This is a genomic window from Robiginitalea sp. (assembly GCF_982776155.1).
Genome location: NZ_CEXZKX010000007.1, coordinates 72,605 through 83,255 on the forward strand (window position 1 = coordinate 72,605; position 10,651 = coordinate 83,255).

The following is a 10,651-nucleotide window of genomic DNA, read 5'->3' on the forward strand; positions in this document are numbered from 1 at the left end:
CTACCGGGGCATCAAACGCGGTTAGAAATGAAAAAGATGAATGACGAAATGATTGTGTCCTACCTCACGCTGAGGAAGACCATTGGCTATGTCGCTGTGGGGATGCCCGTATTTTTGGTGGTGGGCTCCGTACTGGTAGGTGATTGTGCAGAAATTCAGCACTCCATCAGCGATTACTACCACACCCAGATGCGCGATGGGCTGGTGGGGACCATTTGCGCAATCTCTTTTTTCCTCTTTGCCTACAAGGGGTACGACGTACGGGATTTCCGGGCTACCAGGCTGGCTGCTGTTTCGGCCCTGTTGGTGGCGTTTTTCCCTACCATTTTTACAGGAACGCCGGTAACCCCCTGCAACGATGTCCGGCCAATAGAGAACGTGCTGGTAAAGAGCATCCACTTTATCAGTGCACTGATTTTCTTCCTGACCCTGTCTTATATCTCCCTTTTCCTGTTCACCAGGAGCAGCCGGTCCCCGTCCCACCAACCCCGTCCAAAGAAAGCCCGGAACAGGATCTACCGGATCTGCGGCTATATCATGCTGGGATGCCTGGGGTTACTCGCCCTGTATTTCTTCTGGCTGGAAGAAATTTACCCGCAGCTCGAGGCCTATAACCCGGTATTCTGGCTGGAATCCGCAGCCCTTTGGGCTTTTGGCTTTTCCTGGCTTACCAAGGGGAAGTTGTTTTACCAAAAAAAAGCTACCGGCCCCGCTGGATGATTTCGCGGATTACGAGCCGCTCTGGAACGATGGGCAGGGGGATGATTTGAAGGGGTTTCCCGGAAAAATCCGTGAGGACGACCCCGCCTTCCGGGCTGCCGTCGCCGATGACATAGGTGATGACTACCAATCCGGTTGACGGGTCTGCGTCGAAATTCCCGAAGAGGACCCGGTTGCCGGTCTCCAATTCGATGCGTTCCTGCAGGACAGGGAGGAAGGGCGTACCCCCCGAGGAGAAATTGCCGCCTCCCAGATCGTACAGGGCGGGTTGCGAAAAGAACAGGCTGGGTTGTTGATAGATCAGGGACAGCAGCAGGACTTCTCCGGAAAATCGGGTTTGGAAGAGCCCCGGGCTTAAAAGCGGGATGTCGGGGGTGTTACCCCCCGACGTAAATGTCTGCGATCCCGTGAGGAATACCTCATAGGTTTCATCCCGCCCAAACAGCAAGAGTTCTTCCCCTCGCAGGGTAGCCGCCAAAAAGTTTCCTGTGAGGTCCAGATTGGTCACCACGGCCCCGTCCTCCAGGTCGATCAGCGTAAGCACGGGCAGATCCGTATCCGCATTGGTATAATAGGCAATCAGCATCCCCTCCCGGAACAACATGTTGATTTGGCCGCTGATTGCCGTCTGCGTGAGGCGCAGGTCCCGGCATTCCGCCGTATTGCGGTTAAATATCCGCAATCGCGCCTCCTCCGGGGAGCCTGCAGGAAACCGGGAATACGCCGCCACCACATAATCCCGGTTCCCCCAGACGGTCCTAATGGATTGATCGTTTCCGGTTTCTCCGGAAAACCCGCAAATATCCGATTCGGCGAATACATCCCCGGTTTCCAGGTCTTTGTAATAGACCCGGGATTGCCGGTTGTCCCAAGTGTAGTAGGCAATGGAGGCCGTGTCGATCTGGTTCCGGGCATCCTGCAGGAACTGCAGGTTGAACTCCCCGCTGACGCTCACCAAAACCGGCTGATCCTCATCCGTGCGCATATCCAGCTGGACGATTTCCTCACCGGTGTTGGCAAAGGCGGTAAATGCAACTACAGGGACCGGGCTTTCCGAGCTGGGGGCGTCTGTGGAACACCCCGGAAACACGAACAGGGCAAGTGGCAACAGAATGGCAACGACAGTCTTTTTCATAGCGGGCAACGGGATCATAGCGGGCAACGGGCAGGAGTCTAAATTACGGATACTTTCCTGAGCAAAAAAAGCGACCTCGTGGAAGATCGCTTTTAAAATAGAAGTGGGGTTGTTGAGGCCCTGTCGGTTACATGCCCGGCAGTACCACGGTGTCCACCACGTGGATGACGCCGTTGGATTGGTTTACATCGGCATTGGTTACCGTTGAAATATTGCCGGAGGCATCTTTGAGTTGCACCTGGTCACCGTTTAGCATGGCCATCAGTTTGGAACCGTTGACGGTGGTAAATTCCGCGGTACCCATCCCTTTTTTAATCGCTTTTACAATGTCCTTGGCCCCGAATTTTCCGGAGAGCACATGGTAGGTGAGCACGCCTTGTAACTTCGATTTATTCTCCGGCTTCAACAGGGTTTGAACGGTGCCGGCGGGCAACTTGTCAAAAGCCGCATTGGTCGGTGCAAAAACCGTAAACGGGCCGTCGCCCTGCAGCGTGCCAACCAGATCCGCTGCCTTTACGGCTGCGACCAGGGTGGTGTGGTCCTTGGAATTCACTGCATTCGACACGATGTCCTTTGAAGGGTACATGGCTGCGCCCCCAACCATTTTGGTGCCTTTTTCCATTTTCTTGTGGTCTCCCGTCATGGTATCCTGGGCCTGGGAATTTGTGCTGTAACCCAGAACGAGGGCAAGTAGTAAAGCGGCAAATAAATTAGAACGTTTCATATACATTTTTTTGTGGTTTCTATCCACACTTACGGATACGGGGAGGGGAGGGTTCAGTTGTCGGGATTATTTCAGGCGAAGTTACCAGCCAATTCCCAGCAGGATTCTCGCGGATTTCCTGGGGATTTTGCAGGAGACCGGTATATGGAATTATAAGTTATTGAAGATCAATAACAACGGATTATTGCAAATTACACTCAGAAGTTCACCAACTATACATATTTAAAGAAGCCACTCGGGAAAATAAAATACATTTAGAATTATACTTACAGAAGTAATATAAAAATACCTGCATAAAAAGTAGGTAATAACTGTAATTGGCTATCCCGATTATAGTCGTGTAATCGCAAGTTTTCAGGCGAGATATTGATTGTTCCTGAGATTCTTAAATCCCTCTTTTTCGGATTCTCGGGCTTCCCCCAACTACTCATTTTTTTTGAAAATTTCAATTAACCGGGACTTTATCGCAGGTACGGTCCAGTCAAATCTACAAGGTATGGCGAGTGCAGTTGAAATCGCATCAGCCCAAATAGGCGTACGAGAAGTAGCCGGACCAAAGTCCAACCCGCAAATCCTTCGGTACGCCAGGGAAACGGGTTTTAATAATTATCAATCCGACGATAGCGCATGGTGCAGTCTGTTCGTGAACTGGGTGGCAATGAAATCCGGTCTCGAACGCTCCAATTCACTGGTAGCCAGATCCTGGCTCAATGTCGGCATTCCCGTGGAGAACCCGGAACCAGGCGATGTGGTAGTTTTTTGGAGGGAAAGCCGGGATTCATGGAAGGGTCATGTGGGATTTTTCCAGGGTTTCTCCAATGATGGAAGCCGGGTGTATTGCCTGGGGGGAAATCAGGGTAACCAGGTATCGGTTACAGCAAAACCCTTATCCCAGGTATTGGGCTATCGAAGATTGCGAATCTTGGGGCCCATCGGTTTTTCCCGGAAAACCCTGAAAAAGGGGAGTACAGGACAGGATGTGGTGCGGTTGCAGGATGCCCTCAAACAACTCGGTTTTAATTGCGGAACATCAGACGGGATTTTCGGACCAAAGACCGAACAGTGCCTGAAGGATTTTCAGGCGACCAATGAATCGCTGGGAATAACCGGTCAATTCGACAGAAAAACCCGGGATTACATGGTTGAGATACTTTCCGCACGATTGAATTAATACTAAAAACGACAAATACATAAAATCATGGCAAAAGAAGTATTACCGGAAGAATTAATGAATTCCGTATTGGGTAAACTTTACGATGTCCTTACCAACGGGGACGATGTAGTACCCCAATCGGACGACAACTACCTGGCCTGGTTACCGGTCGGTATGCCTTATCCAAAGGATGAACTGGAATTTTTATCGACAGGTTTCTCCGGGGTCTACCGGGAACCCGAGCCGGTGGCAGTAGCCGCAGGGGAAGCAGGGGGTGCGCCCGCACCCCGTCAGAAAACGGCAGAAGAGATCAACCAACTATTGGCACAGGATGTAACCCGAAAGTATATGCAGGCCGAAAACCTGGCCAGGCTGTGCGATATGGTGCCTGATACCAGCGGGGTCCGCGGGGACGTGACAATGAACAAATGGGAGCAGGAGAACAGTCTGAGTCTTGCCTATCAACACATCTTAAAATTCAGCCAGGTTGCCAATTTTGAGCCGGATGAGAAAACGAAGGCAAAGATCAAACGCCTCAGAGGGCTTCTGCAGGAAAAGAAAGTGAAAAAGAACATTGTGACCGAAGAGGAGGAAGAGGTTTTAGAAGAAACCGCCCTTGTCAAAAAATACAATGAAAAGTTGCAGAACTTCCTGAATGTCGCACTCGAATACAACAACCACCGGGTAAATGCCCTGGCGGGTAAGGACCCGGCAGCCGTCCACTTCTGGGCAATGAATGCCAATATACTCAGGAACAAGGTGACAGCTGCCAAGAACGATTGGATAACCAATGGCTTTAAAGAAGAGTACGACCAGATAGCGGCATTTATCGCCCAGGTGGAAGGCCGAAGCATGCTTACCCTGAAGCAGCAATATATAGACGATATGGACAAAGCCAGGCTTACCGGCCCCTCTTCAGGTTCTGATTTTTTCTATACCTCGCTGCTCCCCGGGGGGTTTGCCGAGACAGACAACGGGTGGACCGAGTTTACTTTCGGACAGACGGATTTTGCCTCGAACTACAAATTCAACTCCAAGAAAGGCAGTGGCGGCGGAGGCCTGTCGCTGGGCTTTTTTAACATCGGTGGCGGCGGCAGCTATGAAAAGCAAAAATCCAGCCGCAAAATAGATGTATCCACCTTTCGGTTGAAATTCAAAATTTGCCAGGTGCCGATTAGCAGACCGTGGTTCAACGTGAATTACCTGTCCAGTAAGTACTGGAGGTTTGACCAGAACAACGGGGAGTTTAAGGATAACATGGTCTCAGACGGGAATTCGCCTCCCAATGGCATGATACCGGCCTTTACGACTACCGCCGTGTTCGTCCGGGATCTCAATCTGCATTTCGGCGAAAGGAACTCCGAGGTGCAGACCGAAATGGAGAATGCCAGCGGGGGCGGGTTTGTTTCCTGGGGGCCTTTTCATGCCGGGGGCAAATATGAGACCCATAACCAGGAGCGGGACATGACTTCCCATAGCGAGAATCAGGGGATTCGGATCAACGGCATGCAGTTGATTGGCTTTAAATGCCATGTCCTGGGGAAAAGCCCGGACCCCAAACCCGATGTATCCGAGTGGGTATAACCGAATAAAACCAGAGGAATGTCCCAGCTAGCGACCATTTTCGAGAAGATCAAGGAAGATTTTTTCGATCATCACCAGGCAGAAGTGGAGGGGGAGAATTACAAATTGATTTTCTCTCCCTTCTCCACGGGATTTACCTATGACGACTTTCTGTTTCTCAATTCAGAGACGGCCTCTGAGAATGCGCGGAAATACCTGGACGAACTGCTGGAATTCTCCCAAATAGCCAATACGATCCCCCGGGAGGAGCACTTCTGGGCAGTCTCCGATGATCAGGATTACTTGTATATACCCTACAGGAATATCCTTGCAGATTTAAAATTGCTGGACCCGGACTCACTGGAACCGGAGATCTTGTATGATCACCCCATCTTTTTCCGTGCGCTCAAAACGCTGGATGAAGAACTGCAATCCGCATACCGGCCATTCCTGGACCTTCAAGCCAAACTGGAATCCGAAATAAAGCAATTGCAGGAGAACCTGTCCGAATCCAACCGTTCGGCCGTGGAACTGGAGATAAAAATGAAGCGGGACAACCTCACGGAACTCCGCGAAAAATGGTCCTCAGAAGGAAAAAAGGCGGAAGCAGAGGCTGAAATAATCGAAATAATTAAGGACGAGTTCAAACGGTTTATGCGGCGTTTTGTGGAAGTCAAGGGACAACTCGAGACAGCTATTCGTTCCCACGCCGGGAGCGGCTCCAGTTTTTTACTGACCAGTTGCATGCCCAACAACCTCTATTCGGGTGAAAACCTGGAGTGGCGACGCATCCGGTTGGATCATGCTGAAATCCGCCGTATCCTCAAGGACCTGGATCCGGATTCGTACACGAGTATCATGGGATCGGCCGATGCAGCAGACCTGGAGGTGGAATCGATCAGCTTTGAATTGATCTTTGTACAGGTTACGCGCCCCTGGTTCGACGACGCCATCCTGCGGTCGCCATTTTGGAATATCAATGTTCTGGATCGGTCGGAAATTCACATCCCCAGATATACCAATAAGCTCATTTTTATTCGGAAAGTAGATGTGAAACTACCCGAAAATTCCAAGGTGAACGATCGGATTCTGAAGAAAAATGTTCTGCAGAGTTTGGGCCCGTTTATCCTGAATACAGCGCAGTTCAGTTCGGGTAATCGCCTGCAGCTCAACTCGGTAAACAAATCCCTCCAGCTCAATCGCAAAGCCCTTTTCAATGTCGGGTCCAAATTGGGCAGGCAACCCGAGGCCCCTCAGCGAAAAGCACTTATCGCCAAAAAACAAAAGCAATTTTTAAAAGTAGCGCCACGACTTCAAAGCATTGCGATGCGGGGCCGGCCAAAAATTAAAGCGCCTACCCCTGTAATGGCATCTTTTCAGCCCGTGATGATGACGGTGCAACCCGCCATCATCAAGCCTGCGGTTCAGGACCGCGTACGCTGCAGGTTCTTATTTGTGGATAGTTCGAATCGGGAAAAGGTTTCCACCCAATCTGTCGACGCGGAAATTCGGCCGGCCGGAAGCAGGTCTGCGGTCCCGGAGACCTTCAAACATCCGGATTCACATGTGCTGGAGATTGACTTGATACGGGGTCGGAAATATGAGATCGATATCCGGGCGGTGGGGTACCTTCAACGGAACGTAGCCTTCCAGCCCGTAAAAACGAATCCGCCGCAACCCTTTGAATTAACCGTCCGGCTCGAACCCGATCCCCGGCAGGATTCATCAAAAGAGGCATTTCAGCTTATTGGAGTGATATCCAAGGAGATAGAAGCATTTCCCAACCCGATCAAGGGTGCAGATTATATATAACGCATAAAAGACAAAATCATGGCAAAATCAACAGGAAAGCCTGGGGCGCAAGCCAAAGGAGGAAGATCCGGCTCAACCCGCTCGTCAAAATCCGATAGCAGGGCGGGATATGGAAACAACCCAAAAGATCGCGGATATGTAGACGGCGGATATGATGCTCGCGGGTACAATGACCCGGGGTATGACGATCGGGGTTACGACGATCGGGGTTACGATGATCGCGGGTACAATGACCCGGGGTACCAGGATACCGGATACCAGGACGGCGGAAGTGATTCGGGCAATTACGGAAAGGGGCAGGGCCGCGACACATACACGGATTCCCCACAGGATACCTACGCTTCCGGTAAGGGAGCGGGGGGGTATTCGCCAGGTGATGATTATGTCAGTTCGCCGGTCTCCAAAGGCGACCCTTATAACCAGGAAGTTGAGGACAATCCGTCCACCGGCTATTATTCGGACGATCCGTATTCGGACAACGAGCCCATTCAGGATCCCCCTTACGACGGATACGATGATCCGGTCAGCAAACAACCGGGGGGCAACGGGTATGCGGCAAAAGGCGGAGGGGACGGGCTTCCTGAGGCGGATATGGTATTCACCGAAGAAGAAGTGTATGGCGACAGTTCCCAGCCGGAAGCGGATATGGTATTTACCGAAGAAGAGGTTTACGGCGAAGGCCCCAGGCGGGAAGAGGGAACCAGCCAGCCTCAGCCTCGCGGTGATGTGTTCGATCGGTCCGCAACGGCATTTGGCCAAATCCGGTTTCGCAACGCCCGGGACATTGATCAATTTTTTGCAGATAACAGCGACCAGCCGGATTTTATGTCCTGGTTTGGCACCCACATAGGCGGCCGCGGCCCCTGGCAGCACCGTCGTTTTGGCCGTATTTCTGCAGAGAATCGCAGCCGGTTCAGCATGGTGTGGGACAGGATCCCGCTCATCTACCGGGGTCGTTCGGAAGAATATTCCATCAACCTGTTTCAGTTCCTCGGGCTGGTGAGTATCATGATCAACGAAGTGGGGCAGACATTTACGCCCATTCGCGAACGGGGGAGTCTCCGATATATGTTCGGTACGATCATTCCCGCATCCCGGACCCGGCCCCAAAGATCCAAAAGGTCTTATAACGATTTTGGCAGAAGCGCCACCCACAGAAATAACAAAACCGCCTACGAGCTTTTCAACGACCCGGCTTTTCTGGAGGCACACCGCGACGAGGCGCTTTATGAACGGGCTGCCAGGACCACCGACAGGGTATGGGACGGGCACGTATACCCCAACGGCTTCCCCACCGACCCCGATCAGGGAGGTATCATCACCCAGGCCGATTTCTATAAATTCAGCGGCCGGGGATTGGTTCAAACTACCTGGAGCGGTGCCTATATGCGGCTTATTGATGCTACCCTGCAGTATGAGGGCAGTAACCGAATTATCCTGGAATACCGCAATGCGTGGAGGGGGAAGCGGAGTTCCGGCCTTTCTATCAGAGATATTGCCTCCCAGACAAAAAATTCGGATTGGGACCGGTTGTTTATGGAGACAAACAATGAGTTTGCCTGCCTTGCGGTCTACTGTTTTCAGCATGCCAAAAACGATTTTCTCCAGATTCCAACCGACGCGGCCCGACTACAGGCAACCCAAACGGCATCCAGCGGTTCCGGATCCATTTTTTATGTCGGCTACCGCGTGGGAGGGTCCCGGAGGTATGGGGAATTGGTGCGCGAACGCGTAATGCAGATGCTGAGCCGCCTGCTGCACGACACCCGACAGGCATAATACCGCGACCGCCCAGTTTGAAAACCAATTGGAAATACTCCTGGGCGCGTCCGGCAGTGACAACAGACAATTAACTTAAATAAGGATATCATGGGAACGCTATTTATTGAAGGAAGTATTACGGGGCATGCCAGCCCCAAATGGAAACATCCGGGCAGAAAGGACAAAAAGATTCTCAATCGGCAACTATCCGTGAAACGCGCAGAGGAGGTTGAGCGCTTTGTACAGGAAATTTTCAGGAGGGAACTCCAGGCCAATGGCCTCGATATTCACTTCGCGATGGAGTGTACGCGGGAGAAGGACTTTGATGCAATCGCCATTGCGTCGGAAGGAGTCGGGGATATGCAGACGATCCTGGAGGTAGACGGGGACCCGGATGCCAATGACCCGTCCTTAAGGCGTGTGGACATCAATTTGATCCTTACGCATCAGATGGAGGGGGAGACGGGAATGAGCGTACTTATTACGATCCCCGAGGAGTGCGAAGATCAGGCGACAGACCGCTGGGCCATTAAACTGGCTATGAGCGGGGGCGCCGGGCATGCGGGCGCCGGGGGCGCTTTTGCCATCGGACAATTGAAAAATCGCAAAACGGGCCAGATTGTCCAGGGATCCTTTGTAGGTGGCGGGGCTGGTTTTGGGTTGCAAAGTCCCGGGGCTGATCCCGGCTGGGGAGACTGGACGAATTTCAGGACCGATCAGCGGATTACATTCCAGCATTTTGACGGCACACTGGCGCGTCTAACAACGGCGGGTGGGGGATTCCTGATAGGATATTCCCTGGCTTATATTTCCTTTCCGATCTACGGGGCCAATTCCATTTCCGTGGGTGGATTCAACCTGGGTTCCATTGGAGCCGACATCGGGACCAATATTGGCCAGTGGAACATTACAGGGGGGATCCCGGGGCCCAGATGTATTCCGGAACACGAAATCCCCGGGGAGGAGGCCATACCTTTTTCATATCAGGTAGAAGACAATTTAACCCATAGGGTCTTCTTTGATACCGGGAGTGCGGAAATCTCGAATGAGCAGTTGAATTCCCTGGAGGGCTTTATCCGCCATGCGGCCGGAGAATTTATGGTGAACCAATAATCTATTCTGTGATGATTTATTTTCATACAACTAAGGGCCAGGGCATGCGGAAGCTTGCATTGCGCATCTGTTTCCTGTCCCTGCTGACGTTTACCGTCCTTTCATGTAAGGATGAACCCAAGGGGGAAATTGATGGCGGCGATTCCGATCAGTCCACCTCAACGATCAGTCCTGTTGAGCCTGAGGAGCCCGTAACTCCGCCCCCCGTTTCCAAGGCAGATCTGAGGGTTTCCAATCTGAAGATTGAAAAGGTGGTCGAAGCAGGCGGAAACAAAATGCATTATGTGAGTGTGGTGATTACCAACCACGGGGAAACTGAAGCCCGGGGTTTTGACTGCGGCTTTACCTACAAATGCCCGGCTGGCCTCGTTTTAAGCTCCGGAAACGACCTGGTCCAGGGGGGCTACCTGGGGCCAAATGCTTCGCGTACATATGGCGCGCGGATCAAGATAAGCTGTGACCCCATACCGGCCTTTTTGGACATCAGCCTGGACCCGGATTTCAACGACGATGTCGATGAGAGCAACGAGCAGAATAACATGTTGAAAACCCGGCTTACCATCCCCTTCTAATTCGGAGATTACCTCGCTCCCGCTCGGTGATCTCCCGGGCTTTCGGCTTCGCCGTGTCAGGAGATTACCTCGCTCCCGCTCGGTGATCTCCCGGGCTT

Annotated in this window: 9 protein-coding genes; 7 read left to right on the plus strand and 2 right to left on the minus strand. The window is 52.0% G+C overall.

The features are described 5' to 3' along the window. Nucleotides 1-27 precede the first annotated feature (27 nt). Nucleotides 28-720, plus strand: a complete 693-nt coding sequence (locus tag AC3DKS_RS12625; protein ID WP_272608316.1) for a hypothetical protein — start codon at nucleotides 28-30, stop codon at nucleotides 718-720. Here the strand turns inward: AC3DKS_RS12625 and AC3DKS_RS12630 are convergent. Both AC3DKS_RS12630 and AC3DKS_RS12635 read right to left on the minus strand, forming a co-directional pair. Next, nucleotides 701-1,855 (minus strand): hypothetical protein, encoded by a 1,155-nt coding sequence (locus AC3DKS_RS12630; RefSeq protein WP_272608318.1) that lies wholly within the window; start codon nucleotides 1,853-1,855, stop codon nucleotides 701-703. The two genes, AC3DKS_RS12625 and AC3DKS_RS12630, sit on opposite strands and share 20 nt — an antisense overlap. Nucleotides 1,856-1,982: 127 nt before the next feature. Then, nucleotides 1,983-2,579, minus strand: coding sequence for a fasciclin domain-containing protein (locus AC3DKS_RS12635; RefSeq protein WP_474731870.1), 597 nt, complete (start codon nucleotides 2,577-2,579; stop codon nucleotides 1,983-1,985). A 436-nt stretch (nucleotides 2,580-3,015) separates the two neighbouring features. Here AC3DKS_RS12635 and AC3DKS_RS12640 point away from each other — a divergent pair, with 436 nt between their 5' ends. The 6 genes from AC3DKS_RS12640 (at nucleotide 3,016) to AC3DKS_RS12665 (ending at nucleotide 10,553) form a co-directional block, all read left to right on the plus strand. Further along, on the plus strand, nucleotides 3,016-3,750 hold the full coding sequence (locus tag AC3DKS_RS12640; protein WP_474731872.1) for a C40 family peptidase: 735 nt from the start codon (nucleotides 3,016-3,018) through the stop codon (nucleotides 3,748-3,750). Nucleotides 3,751-3,777: 27 nt separating this feature from the next. Continuing rightward, nucleotides 3,778-5,316, plus strand: coding sequence for a hypothetical protein (locus AC3DKS_RS12645; protein WP_015754033.1), 1,539 nt, complete (start codon nucleotides 3,778-3,780; stop codon nucleotides 5,314-5,316). A gap of 18 nt (nucleotides 5,317-5,334) precedes the next feature. Continuing rightward, nucleotides 5,335-7,107, plus strand: a complete 1,773-nt coding sequence (locus AC3DKS_RS12650; RefSeq protein WP_474731875.1) for a hypothetical protein — start codon at nucleotides 5,335-5,337, stop codon at nucleotides 7,105-7,107. Nucleotides 7,108-7,125: 18 nt separating this feature from the next. Then, entirely contained in the window at nucleotides 7,126-8,886 is a 1,761-nt protein-coding gene (locus tag AC3DKS_RS12655) for a hypothetical protein (RefSeq protein WP_272608327.1), read from the plus strand. A 90-nt stretch (nucleotides 8,887-8,976) separates the two neighbouring features. Next, nucleotides 8,977-9,981 (plus strand): hypothetical protein, encoded by a 1,005-nt coding sequence (locus AC3DKS_RS12660; protein ID WP_272608329.1) that lies wholly within the window; start codon nucleotides 8,977-8,979, stop codon nucleotides 9,979-9,981. A gap of 44 nt (nucleotides 9,982-10,025) precedes the next feature. Next, the gene (locus tag AC3DKS_RS12665; protein WP_015754037.1) at nucleotides 10,026-10,553 is read left to right on the plus strand and encodes a hypothetical protein; all 528 of its coding nucleotides are present in this window, start codon (nucleotides 10,026-10,028) and stop codon (nucleotides 10,551-10,553) included. The last annotated feature ends 98 nt before the right edge of the window (nucleotides 10,554-10,651 follow it).